Genomic DNA, 22,480 nt, shown 5'->3' with positions numbered 1-22,480 from the left:
TTATTACAGGATCTGGAACCGTCCTGGAGGATTGGATTTTTGATATCGGAAGCTCCGGCTGCCAAACACCGCAGCGGCCTTGACCGCACCCGGCAGATCGCGCCGCAAATCGTGGAATATCTGCGCGAGAGGATCCTCGCACTCGACCTTGCCCCCGGTACGGCGCTCTCGCGCGTCGAGTTGCAGAAACAGTTCGGTCTCAGCCAGACGCCGGTGCGTGACGCGCTGATGCGCCTGGAGGAGGAAGGCCTCGTCACCGTCTATCCGCAATATGCGACGCTGGTGTCGAAAATCGATATCAATCTGGCACGCCAGACCCACCTCATGCGCCGCGCCGTCGAGCAGGAAGCCGTCTTCAATCTGGCGGAAAAGCCCGGCAGGCGGCAGATCGCAGACCGGCTGCGAGCGGCGAACACCAGGCTGAAAGCCCTCGCCTCCAAGGAACATGCGGAGTTTCTGGCGGCCGACCGTGCGTTCCACTTCATCATCTTCGAGGAAGCGGGGCTGGAGCATATCTGGCCGATCATCCGCCGCCACAGCGGCCATATCGATCGTCTGCGGCGTCTCAATCTCGTTAATGTCGGCACCAAACGTGTGGTGGACACCCACGACATGATCATCGAAAGCATTGAAAAGGGTGCGCCGGTCGAGGCAGCGCAGGCGATGAAGACCCACCTCTCCGGCACGTTGTCGATGATCGACGACATCGCGGCGCGTTATCCGGACTACATAGAACTCGGCTAACATGCCGGGAGCCACGCGCGGCCACCTCATCGATAGGTTCGCGGACGGTGGTCCCGCGGATCTCCTTGTCTGATCCGGCTCGCCTGAGGGCAAGTTCGACATGATGGATTATCTGCTCCTCGCCGCCTCGGGTTTCATCGCCTGGATCGTTTCGACGATCGGCGGCGGAGGCGGAGCCATGCTTCTCGTGCCGCTCATCGGCTTCATCGCCGGTGCCCAGGCCGTCGCTCCCGTGGCCGCGGTCGCCACCGTCATTGCGGGAGGCGGGCGCATCCTGGTGTTTTTCCGGGATATCGAATGGCGCGTCGTCGCCTGGGGTCTCCCCGGCGCGGCCCTCGGCGGCGTCCTCGGCGCCGCCGCCTTCTCCAACACCTCGGCGGAATGGCTTCAGATCGTCGTCGGTCTGTTCCTGATCTCGACAATATTCCAGTACGGCTTCGGCCGGCGGGAAAGGACCTTCGCGGTTGCAACCTGGTGGTTTTTCCCGGCACAATTCATCGTCGGCTTTCTTTCCGGCCTCATCGGAGCCATGGGGCCGATCCTCAACACGCTCTATCTCAATGCCGGCATCACCAAGGAAAAGATGGTGGGGACCAAGACAGCAATCTCCCTACCCATGCATCTCGCCAAGATCGGCACCTATACGGCGTTCGGAGCATTGACAGGCAAGCTGCTGCTGTTCGGCATCGCAGCCGGGCTGGGTGCGCTTGTCTCCAACTGGCTCGCCAAGCGCGTGCTGACGAACATGAGCGAGCTGAATTTCCGCGCAATCGTGATCGGCTTCATGGCGCTGAGCGGAGCGTTGATGATCTGGGAGCAAAGAGAGACGCTCCTGCGGATTTTGCCGGGGAGCACTTGATCCGCCGATCGAGTGCGCTCGGGTTCCACTCAGGATCCGGCCCGCCTACCGGGCCGCCGGGTGCCAGCCGGACTTCTCCGGCTGGCACTGCCGATCAGGATAGATGGTGGCGTTCCTGAAGGCCATAGACCGGCGTCGATATGCCTTCGCAGCGCGCTTTCAACTGCAGCGAAAGATATTGCGAATAATGCCGCGACTGATGCAGGTTGCCGCCGTGGAACCAGAGCGCCTCCTGCTGCGTCGGCTTCCACATGTTGCGCTGCTCGCCCTCCCATGGACCCGGGTCTTTCGGCGTATCGGAGCCCAGGCCCCAGACCTTGCCGACCTTGTCGGCGACCTCCTTCGAGATGAGGTCCGCTGCCCAGCCGTTCATCGAACCGTAGCCTGTGGCGTAGACGACGAGTTCGGCCGGAAGCACGGTGCCGTCCTTCAGCACCACGGCATCCTCGGTCAGGTGGCTGACGTCGGAACCGGACTTCAGTTTGATGCTGCCGTCGATGACGAGGTCGCAGGCGCCGACGTCGATATAATAGCCGGAGCCTCGGCGCAGATATTTCATGAACAGACCGGAGCCGTCAGCGCCCCAGTCGAGCATGAAGCCGGCCTTTTCGAGATCGGCATAGAACCTGGCGTCCCGCTCGCGCATTTTCTCGTAAAGCGGAATCTGGAACTCGTGCATGATTCGGTAGGGCAGCGAGGCGAAGATCAGGTCGGCCTTGCGCGTCGTCACGCCCGCGGCAAGCGCCCGCTCGGAATAAAGATCGCCGAGCCCGATCTCCATCAGCGTGTCCGATCTGACGATGTGGGTCGACGATCGCTGCACCATAGTCACATCGGCGCCGCCCTCCCAAAGTGCGGCGCAGATATCATGCGCGGAATTGTTGGAGCCGATGACCACCACCTTCTTGCCGCGATAGGCGTCCGGACCGGGATGCTGCGACGAATGTTGCTGCTCGCCCTTGAATATGTCCTGGCCTTCGAGCTTCGGCACGTTTGGCTTGCCGGACATGCCGGTTGCGAGAACGAGCTGCTTCGGCCTGAGGACGACCTCCTCGCCATTGCGCTCGACGACCACCGTCCATTCCCTGGTCGCTTCGTCGTATCGGGCCGACTTGCAGGTTGTGGAACTCCAATAATTGAGTTCCATCACCCTGGTATACATCTCCAGCCAGTCGCCGATCTTGTCCTTCGGCGCAAAGACCGGCCAGTTTTCGGGGAAGGGGATATAGGGCAGATGGTCGTACCAGACCGGATCGTGCAGGCAGAGCGACTTGTAGCGCTTGCGCCAGCTGTCGCCCGGTCGTTCGTTCTTCTCGATGATGATAGTCGGCACGCCGAGCTGCCGCAAGCGCGCGCCGAGCGCGATCCCGCCCTGGCCGCCGCCGATGATGACGGCATAGGGCTGCGTCGTGTAGCCGAGTTCGGCTGCTTCCGCTTCGCGCTTTTCCTTCCAGGTCCTGCGGTTCGGGTCATGACCGTGTTCGGCGCCGAGCGCCGCCTGAGCCCCTTCGGCTCCTCGTGCCCCTTGAGCTCCGTCATCGTCGTCAGGAGCGTCCAGATCAGTCCGTTCTTCAGGCGGATGTGGCCGTGGCCGCGCGCCACCTCGGTCTCGAACTCGAACCACCCTTCGGTGACGCCGTCGCCGGCGCTTGCCGGTTCGTTCTCGTCCTGGCGCAGGCGCGCCGGCTTGATCGCCGCGAGCTGCGTCGTCAGCATGTCGCGGATCTGGTCCTGCCCCTCCATCGTTTTGAGATTCCAGGTGAAGGCAACGAGGTCGCGCCAATAGCAGTCGGCTTGAAACAGATTGACGGCCGTATCGATGTCGCCCTGCTCAAGGGCTTTTCCGAGTTTGGCAAGCGCGGTATCGATGCGGGTGCCGGGACTTTCTTCAAGCATGGGTATCCTCCTCTTCGCTTGGATAGCACACGGGCGGCTCCTCAACCGCCCGCAGACGCCAATCGTCGAACCACCTTCTGCAATGACCGTGCCAGGGCAGAAAACCACGTATTTTCAAGGAGCAGAGAGCGTGGAGGTGTCGCATGAAGCGACGCGGCTGCAACATGTGTGGCGCCGCGCCTGTTGCACGGCAGCCACCGGGATTACGCGTCCCAACGGATATACGCGTCGAGGACTGCGGTGAGGTGTAACCGCCTCTGGCCGGCAGGCCAGGGGGTATCCCGGCTGCAGGGGGCGCCGCGCCTCAATGGCGGTGCGGCTTGAGGCGGTAGCGCTTGATCTGCCGGTGCACCGTCGAGCGATCGAGCCCCAGCCGGCGGGCAGCCTCGGAAATGTTCCAGTCGCAAGCGGCGAGCGTCAGGCTCAAGGCAGCGCTCGCCTCGCTTCCGCCGACAGTGCCCGCATTCGCCAGGAGGTGGTCCGGCAGGTCGCCGGGCTCCACGACGCCGTTCTCGGCAAGTGCCGCGGCGACGGCGATGACGTTGTCGAGTTCGCGGATGTTTCCCGGCCAATCATGAGCCTTGAGCGCAGCCAGGGCCGCCGCGGATAATATCAATTCGCCGTCACTGTGCCGCTTCAGGAGCCGCTCCAGCACCCAGTCGAAGTCCGGCCTGTCCCTGAGGGCCGGGAGCGAGAGGGTAGCGGCATTGAGCCGGTAATACAGATCCTCGCGGAATGCTCCTTGCGAGACCAGCGTCTGCAGCGGCCGATGCGACGCCGAGACGACCCGGATACGCACCTTCCGCGGCGCCGTCCCGCCCACCGGCAGCACCTCGCCTTCGGCAAGCACGCGCAACAGCCGGCTTTGCAGGGAAAGCGGCATATCGCCGATTTCGTCGAGGAAGAGCGTTCCGCCGTCCGCCTGCTCGATCAGGCCCTTGCGGCCCTTGGCCGAAGCACCGGTGAAAGCTCCCGGCAAGTAGCCGAAAAGCTCGCTTTCGATCAGCTGCTCCGGAATCGCGGCACAATTGATGGCGACGAACTGGCCCTTGAGACTGCTGCCCTCGTGGATGGCGCGCGCGAGATGTTCCTTGCCCGTCCCGGTCTCGCCCTGAATGAGGATCGGCAATCGCGTCCGTGCAAGCTTTGCCGCCTTTGCCTGGAGCGCCGCGATCACGGGCGCTTCGCCGCCGAGCCGCCGCAAGGCCGGTGGAATCTGTTCGTGCGAAGCGAGCGGTGCGCGGACCTTCGAGTGCGGCTCGATCGCATGGGCGAAGAGCGCATTTCCGTCCCGGGCAAAGACGAGCCGCTCCTGGGTCGGACGCCGGCGGGTAAGGTCGGACAGATCATCGATCTCGATGTCCAAGAAGCGCGACACCGGCTCGCCGATCAGTTGCCGTGGATCGCGCCAGTCGAGGCCCGTCGAGCGCGCTAGGATTTTCGCCCCAGCATGGGTCATGCCGGCGATCCGGCCAAGACTGTCGATCGAGATCGCCGCCTCCGGATCGACGTCGAGGAATTCGGGAGAGCGCGAGAATCGCAGGACCCATTGGTTGCGCGCTTGCGCCATGAGATTGGCAAGCTCGATGCGCCTTACGGTCGCCGTCACCAGATGCAGTGCAAGATTCTGGCTCGCCTTTAGGATCGGCGAACTCAGAAGCGAGATGTCGAGGACGGCGGAGAGTTCGCCCTGGATGTCGTAGATCGGCGCGGCCGTGCAGGAGAGCGGCGTGTGGGTGTTGTCGAAATGGTCGGTCTGGTGAATCGTCAGCGCCTCTCCCGTTTCCAGGCACGCGCCCACCGCACAGGTCCCGGCGCGCCATTCGGACCACTCCGAACCCAAATAGAGCCCCGCCTTGCGCAGGCTGTTGCCGAAGAGGGGATCGCCGAGGAACTCGACCGTCACGCCTTCGCGGTCGGAAAGCAGCAGCACGTAGTTCTGCCCCGCCACCTGGCGGAACAGGTTTTCGAGCCCCGAACGGGCGATGGCGATCAGATCCTCCGACTGCTGGCGGTGTTCCCTAAGTCGCGTTTCCGGGACGATATAGGCTTCACAACTCTGCGCCGGATCGAGCCGGTGATGCTCCAGGCAGCGCAGCCACGATTTCACGACGGTCTCGTCGCGGCGCACGGGAAGACCACGGCTGACGCGTTCGATTTCGCGGATATGCTCGGAATGTGAAACCATCGCCGCCTCCCAACGACCGCGCTTGCTCCTTCGGCAGAGTTTGCGCATGGCAGGGGCGAAAGTAAAGGAAGCGGCGGCTCGATGCACTACCGATAAAGTTGCGGATGAGCCCCATGAAGCGATTGTCACCGTTCCGTCTTGGGAGGAGCCCCCTCGAGCAGGCGGTCCACGATCATGCGGCCGATCGGAATGGCAGAGGTCGCAGCCGGCGACGGCGCGTTGCAGACGTGAAGCATCCTTTCGGTCTGTTTGAAGAGGAAGTCGTGGACGAGGCTGCCATCGGCCATGACCGCCTGCGCCCGGATGCCCGTCTGCGGGACCGCGAGGTCGTCTATCGTGAGCGACGGGCAGTATTTCCGGCACTCCCGCAGATAGCGGAACCGCGATGCCGAATTGGCGAATTCCGTGATCGCCGACCGCCAGTTCTTCGCCGCCATTTTCCAGAAGCCGGGAAACGCCGCCATGTTCGCCACATCGGCCGCTTTGAAGCTGCCCTTCGGGTAGCCCTCGCGGGCAAAGCCCAGCACCGCATTAGGGCCGACGGTCATGCCTCCGTCAATCGTTCGGGTCAGGTGAATTCCGAGGAAAGGCAGGTCCGGGTCGGGAATGGGGTAGATGAGGCGCCGGGTCACGCCGACCTTCGACGGCGGCAACACGTAATATTCGCCCCGGAACGGCACGATGCGGTGGTCAACATTAAGCCCGGCCATCAAGGCGATGCGGTCGGACTGCAGGCCGGCGCAGGCGATCAGCTTGCGCGCCTCGATGCGGCCGGATGCACTTGCGATCCGCACGCCGCCATCCTCTTCGGCAATGGCAGTGGCCTCGACCCCGCAGCGGATTTCGCCGCCTCGGGCTCCGATGCGCTCGGCCATCGCCCGGCAAACTGCCGAATAATCGACAATCCCCGTCGTATGGACGAGAAGCGCACCTAGGCCGGCGATGTTAGGCTCCTCCGATCGAAGTTGCGACGTCGACAGGCGAGAGTATTCGATCCCATTCTGCTGCGCTCTTTCCTCCAGGCTCTCCATGCGCTCGACCTCGGCCTCGGTGGTCGCCACCAGCAATTTGCCGCAGGTCTCGAAGGGGATGCCGTTCCCGGTGCAGAATTCCTTGGTCGCCTCCGCTCCCTCGCGGCACAGCTTCGCTTTCAGGGATCCCGGTGCATAGTAAATTCCGGCGTGGATCACGCCGCTGTTGTGGCCCGTCTGGTGGCGCGCAAGCTCCCGCTCCTTTTCCAGAAGCACGATGCTGGCGCCCGGCACCCGTTCCTGCAGCGCCATGGCCGCAGCAAGGCCGACGATGCCGCCCCCGATGATGCAATAGTCGTACAAACTCGCAACCTTCCCGGCTCGTACATGTTATGCGTCCTTTGCCATGCATAGCGTTCTTGCAGGCATCGGGGAAGCACGGTGCCTGGAGCCAGGTGGGAGCCATACGATCACGAACCGCCCCGACAGAGGCGCACGCCACAACAATGCTGCTCCTGGAACAAATCACGGTTGAAAGGGATTCATTTCCAGTCGCCACGCACGGGATAGGAAGCTTGGACTGGAAAAACGCGTTCACCGGAAATCCGGCCGGCCGACGGCGTCGGACAAGCCGGCCGATAATAAAGGAGGCGGAGAATGTCTGGCGCAGCGCGCCCGCACGGCATTTGTCCTTCCTGGTGGACGCAGCCGCCTACTATGCTTGTCTCGACAGCACGTTCGATCAGGCGGAAGAGCAGATCTGGATCACCGGATGGGACTTCGATCCGCGAATCAAGCTCAGACCGGACGACCCCCAAGCGGAATCGCTCGGCAGCAGGCTCGAGCGCCTCGCTGCACAAAAGCCGAAACTGAAGGTTCGCATTCTCGTCTGGGCGATGGGACCGATCTATTCGGGAAAGTCGCTCAGGCTGTTTCGCAAGCAGCAATGGGCGGCCCATCCGCAGATCGAACTTCGTTTCGCGAGCCATCGGGCACTGCGCGGATCGCATCATCAGAAGCTCGTCTGCATAGACGACAGCATCGCTTTTGCCGGGGGCATCGACCTGACGGCGCGCCGCTGGGACACGCCGGAGCACGCGGCCGAGAACGAGTTGCGGCGCGATCCGGACGGAAAACCCTATGATCCGGTGCATGACATACAGGTGGTGCTCGAAGGCGGGGCGAGCCGTGCAATCGGCGATCTCTGCAGATCTCGCTGGAAAGCCTCTACGGGCGACGAAATCGAGGCGCCGCCCGCGCGGGCGCTTGCATGGCCGAACGGCACGGTGCCGGTGCTCGAGGATTGCCCGGTCGCAATCGCCCGCACGGAACCGGGCTCCGGCAAACGACGCGGCCGTCAGGAGGCGCTGCGGCTGACGCTCGATGCTTTGCGCAGTGCGCGAAGTCACATTTACATCGAAAACCAGTATTTCGCATCGGGAAGAATCGGACAGTTGCTCTGCGACCGGCTGCAGGAGCCTGATGGCCCGGAAGTGGTGGTCATCACCACCCGCAGCTCGCATGGGCTTTTGGAACGCATCGTCATGGGAGGAAACCGCGACCGCCTCGTTCGGCGGCTCAAGCGGGCCGACCGCTACGGCAGGCTCAGGGTCGCCTATCCGGTCGTTCCCGCCGCCGACGGATCCGAGCAGGAGGTGATTATCCATTCCAAAGTGGTCGCGATCGACGATCGTTTTTTCCGCGTCGGCTCGTCGAACTTCAACCACCGCTCGGCAAGCCTCGACACCGAATGCGACGTCGCCGTGGAAGCCGCCAACGAAGGGCAGCGCGCCGCCATTGCCAAAGTGCGCAACGGCCTGATCGCAGAACATCTCGACGTTGAAGCGGACGCCGTTGAGAAGGCACTGAGGGAAACGAACTCTCTCGTCGCCACCCTGGACATGTTGAACACGCGCCGGCGCGGCATACGCGCCTTCGACGGAATCGATGACGACGGCGCGACCAGTCTCATCTGGGGCACGGAGATCGTCGATCCGCAGAGGCCGATCCGACCCTTTTACCGCACGCACAAGCTCGTGAGGCGCTGGATCGGTCAGCTTTTCGCCTTGCTCGCCAGGCTTTTTTCCTCATCTCGACGGGCGACGAACTCCGTGACCGAAAGCAAGATCAAGCCGAGCGGCAGCGGCAGGAAGAAATAGATCGCCCGAAAGGCGATCAGAGCGCCCAGGCTCGCCGAACTGCCAAGCAGAAATGCGATCGTCGCCTCGAGTACGCCGATGCCGCCGGGGACATGGCTGACGATCGCGGTCACGCCGGCCCCGACATAGGCCATGGCCGTATCGATGAAACTCACCTCCTGGAAGGCGCTCAGCAACTGATGCAACGCTGCGCTGACGCAGAGGAAGTTGGCGACTCCGACGACGACCTGCAAGGCCGCAATCCCCACCGAGGGCATTTCGAAAGTCCAGCGAAAGATGCGAACCGAGCCCCGCAGAAAATAAGCGAGCAGCACGTAACCGGCCGCGGCCGCAATGCAGGCAGTGCCTAACAGAAAAGCGCCGGTCGGGGAAAATCCGGTAAGGCGCGCGGCACCCGCCGGCACGATCAGAAAACAAAGCCCGGCCAATGTGACAAGGCCGAGGCCGACGGTGACACCGCAGAAGAGAATGACCTTCGCCACCTCTTCGGCGCTCAGCCCCCAGCGCGAGTAGAAGCGGTAGCGGACGGCACCGCTGCTCAAGGCCGCACCGCCGACATTGTGGCCGATCGAAAGGCTGGTGAAGGAGGCGATGGCGATTTGCGGATAGGCGAGCTTCCGCCCGACATAGCGGATGGCGAGGGTGTCGAAGAGAGTCAGGCAGAAATAGGAAAGAAAGACGAAACCGATGCCCAGCAAGAGATTCCTGGCCGGAATCCGCATGATCGAATCGACGATTTCATGAAAGCTGTGTTGGCTGAGGGTCCGATAGATCAACCAGCCCGCCACGCAGATACCGGCAGCGATGAACAACCTCGCTAGAATTTTTCTGGACATCGGCCCTCCCTTGCGCACCCACCGGAACGAAAAGCAGGTGCTGCGTGTTCCGAAGGCGATGCGACAGCGGATACGTTTCCTCACCTACAACGTTCACAGCTGCTTCGGCACCGACCGCAGGCTCGATCCCGCGCGCATCGCCGCCGTCATCGCCGAGTGCCAGCCCGACGTCATCGCATTGCAGGAGGTCGACGTCGGCCGCGCCCGTACCGGCGGAATAGACCAGGCCCATATGATCGCCACGCATCTCAACATGGAAGCCGAGTTCCATCCGGCTCTCCACCTGGAGGACGAGAAATACGGAGACGCCGTTCTGACGGCCTTGCCTATGCGGCTGATCAAGGCAGCACCCCTCCCCTCGTCCGGCGAGCCGCGAGGCGCGCTCTGGGTGGAGATCGACGTCGCCGAAGTCAAGCTTCAGGTGATCGTGACGCATCTCGGATTGCGCGGCGCCGAGCGCCTGCGCCAGGCGACCGCCCTTCTAGGTCCCGGCTGGCTCGGAGGAATGGCCAAGGGGGACGCTCACGTGGTCCTGGCAGGCGATCTCAACGCCACGGGGCGCTCGACCGCCTACAGGCTCCTGGCCCGACAGCTCAGCGACGCGCAGCTGCTGACCAGCGCCAAGCCGCGGCCGACCTTTCCATCGCGATTGCCGCTGCTGCGCATCGATCACGTGCTGGTCGGCAAAGGCATAGAAGTGGCTTCCTGCAGAGTGCACGGCAGCACGCTGGCGCGAAGCGCTTCGGATCATCTTCCGCTGCTTGCCGAACTGGATGTCGTCAAGCGAGACGAAAAGCAGGAGGCCTGAAAACGACAGCGCCGCGCATCATGTCGGAGGCGCGGCGCTGCCCGCAGGTCCCGCAGGATTCTGGTCTGAAGCGGTTTCAGTGTTTGGCCGTCACGTCCCGCTGGTCTCGCTCCAGGAATCTGCGCGTGATCTCACCGGCGTTCTCAGCCAGCCACTCGGCCATCGCGATTTCCTGCTGCAGGATGCTCTCGCAGACACGCTTCGTCTCCTGATCGCCCGCCTGTTCGGCTGCGGCGATGAGAATCCTGTAGCTGGCGATTTCCATATGCTCGAATGTATAGCTGGCCAGCGTGCCCTTGACGACTTCGTCACTGACGAAGAGGCCGCTCAGGCCTTGCCCGAAGGCAACGATCTTGCCGCTGATATCCTTGATGCTCGAGGTTCCGCCGTCGAGCCGTTCGAGGCAGCGCTCGAGCATGGCCGCCTGGTCTTTCGTCTCCTGCAGGTGGCGGTCGATCCTGGTCTTGAGTTCTGGATAGTTTTCCAGCCGGCTCGATTGGCTGGTGAGCATCGTGATCGCCTGCTCTTCCATCGCATGTGCATCCCTGAGCCAAGCCACAAGGTGTTCGTTCGCAGTAGCCATCGGATATCCCCTTCTTTTCGCGCGCCCTCCAACCGGCGGTTTCCCGAAATGTTCCTGCAGAACGGCGCGTGATCGCGTCACCCTGCGGCTTCGGAACAATTCGACGCCTTGGTGATTGGAGGCCGGAAGACCGCAGGTTTCGCGGTTCGGTCTCGACAATCGTCGGAAGGTTCACATGTCCAAGATCCTGGCTGCAGCAGTGATCGTCGTCCTGGTGGTGATTGCGGCGCTCTGGATGATGTTCCCTCTCGACCAGTCGGCCGAATCGGGGCAACCGCCGCCGCATGCGATCGACCAGTCGGAGTAGCACATGAACGAAGAGCTCAAAATATACCGTCTGTCGCCGCTCGCCGAGCCCGACGATCCGAACTGGCAGAATGCCAGCTACCAGGGCGAGGTGGTGGTGGCGGCAAGATCGAGCGGCGATGCCCGCATCGTCGCAAGCGAGGCGGAGCTCGATTTCCTCGAAATCGACGCCAAGCCGGCGGAAGGGGTGACGACCGACATGGCCAGCGCGTTTCGCAGCGAGAAGCTCTACACCGTGGTCGAGGAGGGGCCGGCCCCCGACGGCGCGCAACGCGGCGTGCTCCGCGGGGAGGTGAGCGTCGACAACATCATCTCGACGCAGCTTTAACGCACCGATTCACGAGCCTCACAGGCCGAACGGGAACGTATCCGGCACGCCCGCTTTTATGTGTTCCGCGCCGAGCGGTTCGACCGGCGTCGTCTGATCGAACCAGACGAAGGCGTCGAACTGCCGGGGCAGCGAGGCGTGGGCATAGTGGCTGAAGCGTTCCGTGTCCGGCCGGTAGATCACGCCGATAAAGCGCTCGAGCATCGGCTTGAGGAGACCGTCGCGCAGACGCGCGTGGCGTGCGAAGTCGATGAGGAAGCACTCGACCCCTGAGTCGTGCATCACGCGCTCGTAGCTTCCTTCGAGCGACGGCCGGATCGGCTTCACCTCCATTTCGCCGTCCCAATCGCTTGCGGCAGCCACATGACCGCCATGCGTGCCGAAGCCGATCAGCGCTGCCTGATCGCCAAACCGCTCGCGGCAGAGCTGACCGATGTTCAACTCCTCGCGGGCCGTGCCCATGTCGGTATGGCGAGCATCGCCGATATGGGAATTGTGCGCCCACACCACCGCCTTCGAGCGGGCGCCGCGTGCATTCAACAGATGCTCGAGCGTCGCGAACATATGGGTGTCGCGCATGTTCCAGGAGTCGGCCCCGGCATAATACATGATGCGGTAATACCGCTCGGCCGAGGCGACGAGGCGCGCGTTCTGCACCGCGTCGAGAAGCTCGTCGCCGCTGTCGCGCCCGGCTTCGAGCTGCCTCTCCAGGAGTTCGCGGCATTGCTTGACGACGGCCTCTTCGCATTTGCGGAAGCCCGCGGTCATGGCCGCACGGCCATAGGTCGCCGGCTCGTTCTGCCAGGGGGTCAGGCACCCGTAGCGCTCGCGGGCAACCTTAGCGGCCTCGGGATCGGTCTCATCGAGATACCGGAGAACCGCGGCAATGGAGCCGCGCATATTGTAGATGTCCAGGCCGTAGAAGCCGGCCCGGCCGGACAAGCCCCTGCGGCCGTTATGTTCGCGCATCCATTCGACGAAATCCATGACTTCGCGGTTGCGCCACATCCAGGTCGGGAACCGCTGGAAAGGCGCATCGAGACGCATGCCTTGTGTTCGATGTCGGACATAGCGGTCGACCGCCGCCGCATCCGGCCAATCCGCTTCGACCGCCACGATCGTGAACCCATGTTCCTCGATCAGGCGACGCGTGATGGCTGCGCGGGCGCGGTAGAATTCCGACGTGCCGTGGCTCGCCTCTCCGAGCAGCACGACCCGCCGCCCGGCAAAGCGATCGAAAAGCCGCCCGAAGGCAGGATCGTCGAAATCGGGCAGCGGCTCGGCCGACTCTGCAACCATCTCGGGCAGCGTGGGCGCCGGTCTGAGCCCGGCCCGGGATTGAACCCGCTCCTCATGCCAGCCGTATTCGCCGACGAGAGGCACGAATCTGACCCCGCCGAGGTCCTGCTCCTCGAATGTCGTGGCGCTGGCGCGCGTGACCTTCAGCAGGCGCTGCTCCTCCGGGGGGCCGACGGGTATGACGAGATGGCCGCCGAGGTCGAGCTGCTCCTTGAGCGCATGCGGTATCTCGGGACCTCCGGCAGCGACCAGTATGGCGGTGAACGGTCCAGCCTCGGGCCAGCCGGCCGTGCCGTCGCCGACACGCACATCGATATTGCCGTAACCGAGCTCGGCAAATCGTCTCCGGGCGACCTCGGCGAGGCCGGCATGGCGCTCGATCGTATAGACATGTGCCGCGATCCGGCTCAGCACCGCCGCCGCATAACCGGATCCGGTCCCGATTTCGAGCACCGTATCGCCCGGCTGGACTTCGGCGCGTTCGATCATCAGCGCCACGATATAGGGCTGCGAGATGGTCTGGCCATGGCTGATCGAGAGGGCCGAATCCTCATAGGCGAATTCCTCGAAGCCTGGATCGACGAATGCCTCCCGCGGGACGACGCCCATCGCCTCCACGACATATCTGTCCCTTATCCCCCGTCGCGAGAGATGCGACGTGATCATCCGTTCGCGGGCGCGCGAAAAATCAATCATGGCGGAAGCCTTCCTTGCGTTTCATCGCAACCCGCCGCGCCAGATCGTGTCATTGTTTCGCCAAGGGGCGTGGTGACCTGGCTCCTTTCGGGCGGCCGGGTTGCTTTTGCGGACCCTGACGGCGGTGTCAGCCATGCCGCGGCAGCGGTACCTGCCTGTCGCTACAGCGCCGGGCGGCTGAGGCGTTCACGTTCGCGCTCGATCTCGTCGAGGCTATAGGGACCGGAGGCGGTGTCGAACCGGGTCCAGCCATCCTCCGTATAGGCGCGGCGCCGGACCGATATGTCGACGGCATCGCGATTTCTTAAAATCCCGTCCGCCTGTGCGACCAGAGGCTCCTCGGTCCTGACCACCACCAACGCACCGCCTCGGCGCACTCCCTCGGCGTAAAGATGCGCATCCTCCTCCTCGATCCCGGAATCGGTGAGCGAGCCGATGATGCCGCCGGCCGCACCTCCGGCGAGAGCGCCGGCCGCCGCGCCTGCGGCGGTCGACGCCAGCCACCCAGCCGCGACCACGGGTCCGACCCCAGGTATGGCCATCAGGCCCAGGCCGGTCAAAAGCCCCAGCGTGCCGCCGCCCACGGCGCCCAGACCGGCACCTGCTCCGGCACCGCTCGCCGCACCGGAACCGTCGCCCGAATAGCGGTCTCCCGCATTGTTGGCGACGATGCTTATATCTTCGGAAGGAAACCCTGCCGCCTCCAGATCGCTCACGGCCCCTCGGGCTTCCCCGTAATCGTCAAACAGCCCTGCCACGGTTCTCATCGTCTTCTTCCTTGATCTCTAAAGCGCGACTACGTTGCCCTGAAAATCGAGAGCGATGGAAACGGATTTGCCGTCCTTCATCGCGGTTGCCCGCCAGATACCCTTGTCGTCGAGCTTCAGCTCCTTGACGTCGGTGTACCCCGCCTCCTGCATCCGTTCCCGTGCCTGGGCTTCGGTGAAGCTGTTCTTGCCGGGGACAGGTGCCGTCGGGTTCTGCGTGTCGGGAGTGGCAATGGCCGGGGTGTTGCCGGCCGTCTGCGCGAAGGCCGTTCCTGCGGCAGCGCTCAACAGTACCGCAATGCCGAAGACGATGTTCTTCATGGCCTTTCCTCTCTCGATCCTCAATCGGCCAACCAAACCGTCCGGGCCGGATTTGGTTCCGCCGGCAGTCGCCGGCACGATGGGAAGGAAAGCGGGTCGGCGCCCCGGCTTTGAAGGCCCGGAAGGAACTTTATCGCCCTTCCCCGGTTGCATCCGCTCTGCTGCCGGTTTCGGTATAGCGCTGGAGGATGCGAAATGGCTACGAACGCAAAGGACGGCAAGACCGCCAAGAACTCGAAAGGGACGCATGGCGGGAATCGTGCAGGCGATCAGGCGAAGAAGGCCGACGTCAAGAAAAGCAGCCAGGCGGCCGGCAAGGATCCGAACCGGGACAGCCGTTGAACGGCTGGGCGACGACGACCGAGAGGCAGGAACTGAACGGAAGGAGCGATTATGCTGAAGTGGGCACTGATTTTCTTCGTCATTTCACTGATAGCCGGGTTCCTCGGATTTTCCGGCGTCTCGGCCGCGACGGCGGGGATCGCGAAGATACTCTTCTACATTGCGGTTATAATCTTCCTCGTATTCCTCGTACTGGCACTGGCCGTCGGAGGTGCCGTGACCTAAGTCCCGTTGGGATTCGGGGCGTTCGCGGCGGCGGCTTATTTGATCGCCGCGTCCGTGTGCTCGTCACAGGGGTGCAGCCAGACCAAGTCCTTGGGCTGGAAAGACTCTTCCGCGCCGCAGACGCGGCGCTGCTGGATCCCTGTGACGAGCACAAGGGATGAGGACGGAGGAGAGATTGCAGTCCTCCGATACCTTCCTGAGGCCCTGTTGAAATTCGGGCCACCCGCGGCGGCTTGTTTGATTTCCTCATTCCTGTGCTTGTCACAGGAATCCAGCCAGACCAAGTCCTTGGGCTGAAAGAGCTCTTCCCGCGCCGCAGACGCGGCGCTGCTTTCATCTCCGTGACAAGCACATGAGGAGGCTGCAGTCCTCCGGAAAGTTCCTGCAGCGCCGCGCGTCTTCGGAGGTCGCTGTAGCACTCCGTCTCACAGCCGTCCGGAATGCGCAGTCTCAATTAAAAGGCGTTTCACTGCTTCGATGAAACAGCGAAACGCCTCGGCGAACACAATACTGCTGCGGTCAGTGCAAGCTCTTGGAGTGACTGCGCAACATTGATCTTGCCTCCATCGCCGAACTCGGCCGCATGGCTGCAACATATTGTTCGGTCAACTCCAACATGGCGAGCGCGATTTCCTGCCATGACCAGCCCGCTTCCTCGGCCAGCGCGGTAAAGACCAGGAACTCGTCCTCCATTGCGCGCTGACACTCAAGCTCCCGGCTGTTTTGCTGGGTATGGATGTTGGGGCTGATCACAGGCATATGCTCCTCCCTCAGCGGCGCGTCAATAGACGCGCGCAGTCGCTGTAGCGCTTTGTTTTACCTAATGTTTCCGCCCTTTGCTTCGGCTCCGGGCGCTCATGCGGTAGCTGCCAGACAAACGCCATGACGTGGCCGGCGGTTCCATCACGTTCGCGCCTTGGTGCTCCCCGGCTAAATGGCGGACCCAAAGCGCGGGGGCGCCAGGGGACGCAATCCCACACCTTAGGGCAAGCGGAACTTCCGAAAGACTGGCGTGTTGTCAGGGAAGTCTCGTTCACTTGGATGACCAGCATGACGTCAATGCCCCCGCGCTCCCCATCGGAACACCCGTCCGAGCCGCTCGCGCTGCCGCGTCTCGTCGACGAGGAGGCCGAAGCATTCGTTGCCGAGGCGATTGCCGAGCTGGGCCGGTCGCAAATTCCGTTCCTGATCGCGGGCACCTTCGCCGTCAGCGCCCATACCGGGATTTCGAGGCCGACCAAGGATCTCGACGTCTTCTGCAAGCCCGGCGATTACACCCGCATCCTCAATCATTTCAAGTCGCTCGGATACGCCGTCGAAATCGAGGACGATCGATGGCTAGGCAAGGTCTTCAAGGGGAAATCCTTCTTCGACGTCATCTTCTCCTCGCCGAACGGAACCATGATGGTCACCGACGCCTGGTTCGCCAATGCTCTGTTGACAGAGATCGGTGCCTCCACCTGTGCGATCGTCGCGCCGACGGAACTCGTCTGGTCAAAGGCCTTCATCCAGCTTCGCCACCGCTACGACGGCGCCGACGTCGCGCACCTGATCCTGAAGGCACATGATCGAATCGATTGGGCAAGATTGCTCGGATACATGGAAGCGCACTGGGAGGTCCTGCTCATCCACCTCCTGAACTTCCGGTGGATCTATCCCTCCGAACGCGACAAGGTCCCGCTCTGGCTGATGGACGAGTTGTTGAGCAGGCTGGCGACGCAAAGAGACCTCCCACTGCCCCTGACGAAGATCTGTCGCGGCCGGATGTACTCGCGCCCCGACTACGAAATCGATGTGAAGGAATGGGGTTTCGCCGATGTCGGAGGCGACGCCGACGTCAGCGCAGAAACTGAGGATACGGAGTCATGAGCAAGTTGAAGGTGGCCGCCGTGGCGGACCTGCATGTGAAGGAGGACCGATCGGTCTCCTATACCGACCTCTTTGCGGAAATCTCGCGCGCGGCGGACGTGCTCGTGATTGCCGGCGATCTGACGGATCTCGGCAAGCCTGCGGAGGCGGAGCTTCTCGCCGCCGATCTGAAGTCCTGCACGATCCCGGTCGTCGCCGTGCTCGGAAACCATGATCATCAATGCGATGCCGTGGAGGAGGTTTCGTCGATCCTCGTCAGGGCGGGTGTGCATCTTCTCGACGGTCAGAGCGTCGAAATTTCAGGCGTCGGCTTCTGCGGAACCAAGGGTTTCATCGGCGGCTTCGGCCGGTATATGCTGGGCGCGTTTGGCGAAGCGGCGATAAAGACCATGGTCGGAACCAGCGTCGACGAAGCCATTCGGCTGGAGAACGCCTTGAGGGCTACCAGGGCGGAGCGCGCGCTCGTCGTTCTGCATTACGCGCCGATCCCTGAAACCGTTGCCGGAGAACCAAAGGAAATCTATCCGTTTCTCGGGTCGTCGCGGCTCGCGGAGACGATCGACCGCTTCAAGGTGAGCGCCGTCGTTCACGGCCATGCGCACAAGGGCGCCTATCAGGGGCAGACGCCAGGCGGCGCCCCCGTCTTCAACGTCGCCGCCCATGTGGAGAAACCGACGGGCAGGCCTTACGCCATGCTCGAACTCTGAGGCCTTTCGGACATTTTCAGGATAAACGTGTAGCGGTTTTCGTCCGGAAGCGCGCAGCTTCAAGGAGTCCTGTCACGGCCTCAGGACGACTTTGATGCAGCCATCCTTTCTTTCGGCGAAGGTCTTGTAGAGTTCGGGGCCGTCGTCGAGCGCGCCGCGGTGGGTCACCACGAAGGACGGATCGATCTCGCCCTTCCGGATGCGGTCCAGGAGCAAAGGCAGATAACGCTGAACGGGGGTCTGGGCCATCCGAAGCGTCAGGCCGCGGTTGATCGCCGAACCGAGCGGTACCTTGTCGAGATAGCCGCCATAAACGCCGACGACGGAGACCGTGCCGAAATTCCTGCAGCAATGGATCGCCTGCCGCAATACATGCGGCCGGTCCGTTCCCATGAAGGTCGCCACCTTCACGCGGTCGACGAGCGAATCCAGGCTTGCGCGGCTGTCCGCCTCCGTTCCCACGGCGTCGATGCAGGCATCGGCGCCCCGGCCGTGGGTGATCTCCATGATTCGGTCATAGATATCCTCCGCCATGTAGTCGAGGGTCATGGCGCCGGCGGACTCCGCAAGCCTCAGGCGCTCCGCGATCGTATCGATGGCGATGACCCGTTCGGCGCCGAGCAGAAAGGCCGACCGGATCGCCATCTGCCCGACTGGGCCGCAGCCCCAGATCGCAATCGTCTGCCCGGGCTCGATGTTGCAGAACTCCGCCGCCATGTACCCGGTGGGGAAAATATCGGAGAGGAAGAGCGCCTGCTCGTCCGTGAGTTCGTCGGGAACCTTGATCGGCCCGACATCGGCGTGCGGCACGCGCAGATACTCCGCTTGTCCGCCGCTATAGCCACCGAGAAGATGGGAGTAACCAAAGAGGCCCGCGGGCGAATTGCCCCAGAGCTTCGCCGCCTTTTCCCGGTCGGGATTGGTTCGCTCGCAGGCGGAATAGAAGCCCTTCCGGCAGAAGAAGCACTCGCCGCAGGCGATGGTGAACGGAACGACCACCCGGTCGCCGACCTGCAGGCCGGCCGCGCCCTTGCCGAGCTCCACGACCTCGCCCATGGTTTCATGGCCGAGGATGTCGCCATTCTCCATGGATGGAATGAGGCCGTGAAAAATATGAACGTCCGATCCGCAAATCGCACAGGCGGTGACCTTGATGACGGCGTCGCGGTCATCCTCGATCTTCGGATCGGGCACGCTCTCGCACCGGATATCGCCTTTGCCGTGCCATGTCAGGGCTTTCACGTCGGAGCTCCTTTTCGCTGGTAGAAAAAGAAAAGGACGGGCGCTGATCGTCCTTTCACATTCTTCCAAACACGGAGCCTAGGCGGGTGTTCCCTGGAGCCGGCAGATCACACGACGAGCACGAAATCGCCCGCCTTCAGACCCGGTTGCGTCGAAAGCACGGCGAACTGCACGGCCGCATGGCCGGAAAGGCTGCCATCGGCGTCGTAGTAGAGCGCACCGCTCGTCGTGTCGTAGATGATTTTCTGGTTCACGTTCTGGGCATCGGTTGCACCGGCCGCAGCGTAAAACTGCGTCGCCGCCAGCGTCCCGCCACTCAGCGTGGTGAAGACACTCTTCGAGAGGAAGAGCCTGTCTCCGGCGGTGAAATCCACGACCGTGTCGACATTCCCGGCCCCGAGAGCGAAGTCGAACTGGAAAATGTCCGCGCCCGCACCACCGAAGAGGGTGTCGCTTCCGCCGCCGCCCGAAAGAAGGTTCGCGTTCGCGTCGCCGCTCAGGCTGTCATTGCCGGTCCCGCCCCAGATGTTATCGATGTTGCGGATCGTGTCCTCGGCCACGCCCCCGACCGTGACGGTCGTATAGCTGGCGCCGTCGAGTGCGACGGAGACGGATGCGCTCTTGTCGCGGTAGCTCGCCGTATCGGAAGCCGCCCCGCCGTCGAGAATGTCCGCTCCGCCTCCGCCCGTAAGGACGTCCTTGCCGTCATTGCCGTTGAGGGTGTTGGCGAAGCCATCGCCCGTGAGCGTATCGTTGCCCCTGCCCCCGAACACATTCTCGATATTGCGGATCGTGTCTTCGGCGACGCCGCCGACGAAGACGAAGCTGTCGCCGGCTCCCAAAAGCGCCACCTCGACAGACGCCGTCTTCTCACGGTAATCGGCAGTATCCACGCCCGCGCCGCCGTCTATGAGATCGGCGCCGAGAGCTCCCCGGAACATATTGCTCGCGGCGTCGCCGACAAGCGTGTCGTCACCGGAACCCGAGAGAATGTTCTCCACACCGCGGATGGTGTCTTCGGCTGTGCCGCCGACGAGAACGGCCGCACTCGCCGCACCGTTCAGCGTGACGGAAATCGCATCGGTTTTCTCCAGGTAATCCGCGGTGTCGACGCCATTGCCGCCGTCCAGCACGTCTTTGCCGAGACCCCCTCTCAGCGTGTCGGCGCCGTCATTGCCGACCAGCACGTTGGCCAGGCTGTCTCCGGTGAGCGTGTCGCCGGCGGAACCGCCGGAGATGTTCTCGAAATTGCTGATCGTATCCTCGATCACGCCGCCCACCTTGACGGTCACGGGGTTGGCCCCATCGAGAGTAACGGCAACCGACTTGGTTTTGTCGCGATAATCGACCGTGTCCACACCGGTGCCACCGTCCAGACGGTCGGCGCCCGCACCGCCGCGGATCGTATTGCTGTTGCCGTCGCCGGTCAGCACGTCAGCGCCGGCGCCGCCGAAGATGCTTTCGATGTTGCGGACCGTATCCTCGGCCAGCCCGCCGACCGTCGCAATCGCGTTCGACGCGCCCGCCAGCGCCAGAACGACACCTGCCGTCTTGTCGCTGAAGTCGGCGGTATCGGATCCGGCACCCCCGTCGATGACGTCCTGCCCGCCCGCGCCCTTGAGAAGGTCGCCGCCGCTGCCGCCCAGGAGAGTGTTCGCCTGTGCGTCGCCGGTGATCACATCCGCAAAGGCGCTGCCGGTGACATTTTCGATGTTACGCAGCGTATCTTCGGAAGCGCTGCCAACGATCACCTTCGCATCGTTGGCGCCGTTGAGCGTCACCGCGATCCCCTTGGCTGAAGCCGAGTAGTCGACCGTGTCGTTGCCCGCCCCGCCGTCGAAGAAGTTCTGGAGCCCGTCGCCTGCGAACACGTCATTGCCCGAGCCGCCGATGACGTTCTCGATGTCGCGCAGAGTGTCCTCCGCGACGCCGCCGACGAAGACCGTCGCCGGGTTCGACCCGGCCAGTGCTACGACCAGCGATGCCGTCTTGTCACTGTAGTCGGCCGTGTCGCTGCCGGCACCTCCGTCCAGAAGATCGGCGCCAATGCCGCCGCGGAACGTATTCGCGGCGGCGTCACCGGTGAGCTGGTCGTTGCCGGATCCGCCGTTGATGTTCTCGATGTTGCGAACCGTATCCTCGGCCGTCCCGCCGACGGTTGCAACGGCATCGGCCGCCCCGTTGAGGGCCAGCACGACCGATTGCGCCTTATCGCTGAAGTCTGCGGTGTCGCTGCCGGCTCCGCCGTCCAGCACGTCGGCACCGAGGCCTCCGCGAAACGTATTGGCGGCTGCATCGCCGATGATCGTGTCGCCACCCGAGCCGCCGACGATGTTCTCGATCTTCGCGATCAGATCCTCGGCAACACCTCCAACCGTTACGGTAACAGGGTTGCCGCCGTTCAGCGACACGGCGATCGCCGCCGCCTTGTCGCTGTAGTCGGCGGTGTCGCTGTCTTCGCCGCCGTCAAGGGTGTCTGCGCCGCCTCCTCCCTTGAGCCAGTCGTTGCCGCGCGCACCCGAGAGCTTGTTTGCCGCCGCATCGCCGGTGAGCGTGTCGTCCGCCGTCCCTCCGACGATGTTCTCGACATTGCGGATCGTGTCCTCGGCGACGCCGCCGACGAAGACTGTAGCCGCGCTCGCGCCGCTGAGCTGTACGACGACTGAAGAGGTCTTTTCGCGGAGATCGAAGGTATCGATCCCGGTGCCACCGTCGGCCGTGTCGTTGCCGGCACCGCCGGACAGCGAGTCGTCGTCGGCACCGCCGTTGAGAATGTCGTCGCCTGCTTCGCCGCGCAGGATATTGCTTCGGTCGTCGCCGGTGAGGATGTCGTTGCCCGAGCCGCCATAGACGTTTTCGAAGTTGCTGATCGTGTCCTCGGCGATACCGTTCACGAAGACGGTGGCGGGTGTCGCCCCCATCAAGGTGACGACAACGGACTGGGTCTTGTCGGTATAGTCGGCCGTATCGTTCCCGGCGCCTCCGTCGAGGACGTCGTTGCCGCCGCCGCCTCGGAACAGGTTGTTCTGCCCGTCGCCGGTGATGACGTCGTCACCCGAACCGCCATAGACGTTTTCGATCGCCCGCAGGATGTCCTCGGCAGTGCCGCCGACCGTCACGACGGCATTGTTGGTTCCGTTGAGCGTGACGGTGATCCCTGCGGTCTTCTCACGATAGTCGGCCGTGTCGATCCCCCCGCCTCCGTTGATGATGTCCGCGCCTCCCAGCCCCTGAATGACATCGTCACCGGCAAGGCCGCTGATCGTGTCGTCCAAGTCCGTGCCTATGAGAATATTGTTTCCGGATGTGCCGTTGATGACTGCCATGGAAATTC

General features: G+C 63.3%; 20 protein-coding genes and 1 pseudogene. 10 read left to right on the top strand and 11 right to left on the bottom strand.

The window, feature by feature from the left end:
- The first annotated feature begins 39 nt into the window (after positions 1 to 39).
- Together ACFHWW_RS19890 and ACFHWW_RS19885 are read left to right on the top strand one after the other, a co-directional pair.
- Positions 40 to 744 (top strand): GntR family transcriptional regulator, encoded by a 705-nt coding sequence (locus ACFHWW_RS19890; RefSeq protein ID WP_275599597.1) that lies wholly within the window; start codon positions 40 to 42, stop codon positions 742 to 744.
- Between the two features lie 100 nt (positions 745 to 844).
- On the top strand, positions 845 to 1,603 hold the full coding sequence (locus ACFHWW_RS19885; RefSeq protein WP_338284190.1) for a sulfite exporter TauE/SafE family protein: 759 nt from the start codon (positions 845 to 847) through the stop codon (positions 1,601 to 1,603).
- Positions 1,604 to 1,697: 94 nt separating this feature from the next.
- Here ACFHWW_RS19885 and ACFHWW_RS19880 read toward each other — a convergent pair.
- The 3 genes and pseudogenes from ACFHWW_RS19880 to lhgO all read right to left on the bottom strand — a co-directional run bounded on the left by ACFHWW_RS19880 (position 1,698) and on the right by lhgO (position 7,021).
- A pseudogene (locus ACFHWW_RS19880) lies at positions 1,698 to 3,499 on the bottom strand (NAD(P)/FAD-dependent oxidoreductase).
- A gap of 304 nt (positions 3,500 to 3,803) precedes the next feature.
- Positions 3,804 to 5,687 (bottom strand): sigma-54-dependent Fis family transcriptional regulator, encoded by a 1,884-nt coding sequence (locus ACFHWW_RS19875; protein WP_379940333.1) that lies wholly within the window; start codon positions 5,685 to 5,687, stop codon positions 3,804 to 3,806.
- A gap of 125 nt (positions 5,688 to 5,812) precedes the next feature.
- Entirely contained in the window at positions 5,813 to 7,021 is a 1,209-nt protein-coding gene (gene lhgO, locus ACFHWW_RS19870) for an L-2-hydroxyglutarate oxidase (RefSeq protein ID WP_379940331.1), read from the bottom strand.
- A gap of 143 nt (positions 7,022 to 7,164) precedes the next feature.
- Here lhgO and ACFHWW_RS19865 point away from each other — a divergent pair, with 143 nt between their 5' ends.
- On the top strand, positions 7,165 to 8,817 hold the full coding sequence (locus ACFHWW_RS19865; RefSeq protein ID WP_379940329.1) for a phospholipase D-like domain-containing protein: 1,653 nt from the start codon (positions 7,165 to 7,167) through the stop codon (positions 8,815 to 8,817).
- On the opposite strand, the gene ACFHWW_RS19860 is transcribed toward ACFHWW_RS19865, so the two are convergent.
- Complete coding sequence (locus tag ACFHWW_RS19860) at positions 8,712 to 9,653, bottom strand: UPF0104 family protein (RefSeq protein ID WP_379940327.1); 942 nt, start codon at positions 9,651 to 9,653, stop codon at positions 8,712 to 8,714. The genes ACFHWW_RS19865 and ACFHWW_RS19860 overlap by 106 nt on opposite strands.
- 10 nt (positions 9,654 to 9,663) lie before the next feature.
- On the opposite strand from ACFHWW_RS19860, the gene ACFHWW_RS19855 reads away from it, so the two are divergent.
- Positions 9,664 to 10,461, top strand: a complete 798-nt coding sequence (locus ACFHWW_RS19855; RefSeq protein WP_379940557.1) for an endonuclease/exonuclease/phosphatase family protein — start codon at positions 9,664 to 9,666, stop codon at positions 10,459 to 10,461.
- Between the two features lie 76 nt (positions 10,462 to 10,537).
- Here the strand turns inward: ACFHWW_RS19855 and ACFHWW_RS19850 are convergent, their stop codons facing one another.
- Positions 10,538 to 11,044 (bottom strand): ferritin-like domain-containing protein, encoded by a 507-nt coding sequence (locus ACFHWW_RS19850; RefSeq protein ID WP_100670916.1) that lies wholly within the window; start codon positions 11,042 to 11,044, stop codon positions 10,538 to 10,540.
- A gap of 175 nt (positions 11,045 to 11,219) precedes the next feature.
- Here ACFHWW_RS19850 and ACFHWW_RS19845 point away from each other — a divergent pair, with 175 nt between their 5' ends.
- Both ACFHWW_RS19845 and ACFHWW_RS19840 read left to right on the top strand, forming a co-directional pair.
- Positions 11,220 to 11,351 (top strand): hypothetical protein, encoded by a 132-nt coding sequence (locus ACFHWW_RS19845; protein WP_018095947.1) that lies wholly within the window; start codon positions 11,220 to 11,222, stop codon positions 11,349 to 11,351.
- 3 nt (positions 11,352 to 11,354) lie between these two features.
- Positions 11,355 to 11,678 (top strand): hypothetical protein, encoded by a 324-nt coding sequence (locus ACFHWW_RS19840; protein ID WP_379940324.1) that lies wholly within the window; start codon positions 11,355 to 11,357, stop codon positions 11,676 to 11,678.
- Between the two features lie 18 nt (positions 11,679 to 11,696).
- On the opposite strand, the gene ACFHWW_RS19835 is transcribed toward ACFHWW_RS19840, so the two are convergent.
- The 3 genes from ACFHWW_RS19835 to ACFHWW_RS19825 form a co-directional block, all read right to left on the bottom strand.
- Entirely contained in the window at positions 11,697 to 13,673 is a 1,977-nt protein-coding gene (locus tag ACFHWW_RS19835) for a protein-L-isoaspartate(D-aspartate) O-methyltransferase (protein WP_379940322.1), read from the bottom strand.
- A gap of 161 nt (positions 13,674 to 13,834) precedes the next feature.
- Positions 13,835 to 14,440 (bottom strand): general stress protein, encoded by a 606-nt coding sequence (locus tag ACFHWW_RS19830; RefSeq protein ID WP_338284197.1) that lies wholly within the window; start codon positions 14,438 to 14,440, stop codon positions 13,835 to 13,837.
- An 18-nt stretch (positions 14,441 to 14,458) separates the two neighbouring features.
- Positions 14,459 to 14,761 carry a PepSY domain-containing protein gene (locus ACFHWW_RS19825; protein WP_379940320.1) on the bottom strand — a complete coding sequence of 101 codons (303 nt, stop codon included), beginning with the start codon at positions 14,759 to 14,761 and terminating at the stop codon, positions 14,459 to 14,461.
- A gap of 195 nt (positions 14,762 to 14,956) precedes the next feature.
- Here ACFHWW_RS19825 and ACFHWW_RS19820 point away from each other — a divergent pair, with 195 nt between their 5' ends.
- On the top strand, positions 14,957 to 15,103 hold the full coding sequence (locus tag ACFHWW_RS19820) for a hypothetical protein (RefSeq protein ID WP_338284198.1): 147 nt from the start codon (positions 14,957 to 14,959) through the stop codon (positions 15,101 to 15,103).
- Positions 15,104 to 15,154: 51 nt separating this feature from the next.
- Positions 15,155 to 15,328 carry a DUF1328 domain-containing protein gene (locus ACFHWW_RS19815; protein WP_010975005.1) on the top strand — a complete coding sequence of 58 codons (174 nt, stop codon included), beginning with the start codon at positions 15,155 to 15,157 and terminating at the stop codon, positions 15,326 to 15,328.
- 519 nt (positions 15,329 to 15,847) lie between these two features.
- Here ACFHWW_RS19815 and ACFHWW_RS19810 read toward each other — a convergent pair.
- On the bottom strand, positions 15,848 to 16,087 hold the full coding sequence (locus ACFHWW_RS19810) for a hypothetical protein (protein WP_100670924.1): 240 nt from the start codon (positions 16,085 to 16,087) through the stop codon (positions 15,848 to 15,850).
- 291 nt (positions 16,088 to 16,378) lie between these two features.
- Between ACFHWW_RS19810 and ACFHWW_RS19805 the strand changes: the two genes are divergently transcribed.
- Positions 16,379 to 17,197: a hypothetical protein gene (locus ACFHWW_RS19805; protein WP_100671596.1), complete on the top strand. Its 819-nt coding sequence runs from the start codon at positions 16,379 to 16,381 to the stop codon at positions 17,195 to 17,197.
- Positions 17,194 to 17,904: a metallophosphoesterase gene (locus ACFHWW_RS19800; RefSeq protein WP_018095956.1), complete on the top strand. Its 711-nt coding sequence runs from the start codon at positions 17,194 to 17,196 to the stop codon at positions 17,902 to 17,904. Before ACFHWW_RS19805 ends, ACFHWW_RS19800 begins: the two co-directional genes overlap by 4 nt.
- Before the next feature lie 72 nt (positions 17,905 to 17,976).
- On the opposite strand, the gene ACFHWW_RS19795 is transcribed toward ACFHWW_RS19800, so the two are convergent.
- Both ACFHWW_RS19795 and ACFHWW_RS19790 read right to left on the bottom strand, forming a co-directional pair.
- Positions 17,977 to 19,146: a zinc-dependent alcohol dehydrogenase gene (locus ACFHWW_RS19795; protein WP_379940317.1), complete on the bottom strand. Its 1,170-nt coding sequence runs from the start codon at positions 19,144 to 19,146 to the stop codon at positions 17,977 to 17,979.
- Between the two features lie 107 nt (positions 19,147 to 19,253).
- The gene (locus tag ACFHWW_RS19790) at positions 19,254 to 22,472 is read right to left on the bottom strand and encodes a beta strand repeat-containing protein (RefSeq protein WP_379940315.1); all 3,219 of its coding nucleotides are present in this window, start codon (positions 22,470 to 22,472) and stop codon (positions 19,254 to 19,256) included.
- Positions 22,473 to 22,480 lie beyond the last annotated feature (8 nt).

Source organism: Sinorhizobium sp. P24N7, assembly GCF_042436655.1.
GTDB lineage: Bacteria > Pseudomonadota > Alphaproteobacteria > Rhizobiales > Rhizobiaceae > Sinorhizobium > Sinorhizobium meliloti_A.
This window is presented reverse-complemented; position numbering and strand designations above follow the sequence as displayed.

Bases quoted from the DNA above. Each gene is read 5' to 3' on its own strand.
- ACFHWW_RS19835 (WP_379940322.1), bottom strand. From the start codon at position 13,673: ATGATTGATTTTTCGCGCGCCCGCGAACGGATGATCACGTCGCATCTC.
- ACFHWW_RS19790 (WP_379940315.1), bottom strand. From the start codon at position 22,472: ATGGCAGTCATCAACGGCACATCCGGAAACAATATTCTCATAGGCACG.
- ACFHWW_RS19800 (WP_018095956.1), top strand. From the start codon at position 17,194: ATGAGCAAGTTGAAGGTGGCCGCCGTGGCGGACCTGCATGTGAAGGAG.
- ACFHWW_RS19885 (WP_338284190.1), top strand. From the start codon at position 845: ATGATGGATTATCTGCTCCTCGCCGCCTCGGGTTTCATCGCCTGGATC.
- ACFHWW_RS19865 (WP_379940329.1), top strand. From the start codon at position 7,165: ATGCTGCTCCTGGAACAAATCACGGTTGAAAGGGATTCATTTCCAGTC.
- ACFHWW_RS19805 (WP_100671596.1), top strand. From the start codon at position 16,379: ATGACGTCAATGCCCCCGCGCTCCCCATCGGAACACCCGTCCGAGCCG.
- ACFHWW_RS19825 (WP_379940320.1), bottom strand. From the start codon at position 14,761: ATGAAGAACATCGTCTTCGGCATTGCGGTACTGTTGAGCGCTGCCGCA.
- ACFHWW_RS19830 (WP_338284197.1), bottom strand. From the start codon at position 14,440: ATGAGAACCGTGGCAGGGCTGTTTGACGATTACGGGGAAGCCCGAGGG.
- ACFHWW_RS19840 (WP_379940324.1), top strand. From the start codon at position 11,355: ATGAACGAAGAGCTCAAAATATACCGTCTGTCGCCGCTCGCCGAGCCC.
- ACFHWW_RS19875 (WP_379940333.1), bottom strand. From the start codon at position 5,687: ATGGTTTCACATTCCGAGCATATCCGCGAAATCGAACGCGTCAGCCGT.
- ACFHWW_RS19810 (WP_100670924.1), bottom strand. From the start codon at position 16,087: ATGCCTGTGATCAGCCCCAACATCCATACCCAGCAAAACAGCCGGGAG.
- ACFHWW_RS19850 (WP_100670916.1), bottom strand. From the start codon at position 11,044: ATGGCTACTGCGAACGAACACCTTGTGGCTTGGCTCAGGGATGCACAT.
- ACFHWW_RS19860 (WP_379940327.1), bottom strand. From the start codon at position 9,653: ATGTCCAGAAAAATTCTAGCGAGGTTGTTCATCGCTGCCGGTATCTGC.
- ACFHWW_RS19820 (WP_338284198.1), top strand. From the start codon at position 14,957: ATGGCTACGAACGCAAAGGACGGCAAGACCGCCAAGAACTCGAAAGGG.
- ACFHWW_RS19815 (WP_010975005.1), top strand. From the start codon at position 15,155: ATGCTGAAGTGGGCACTGATTTTCTTCGTCATTTCACTGATAGCCGGG.
- ACFHWW_RS19845 (WP_018095947.1), top strand. From the start codon at position 11,220: ATGTCCAAGATCCTGGCTGCAGCAGTGATCGTCGTCCTGGTGGTGATT.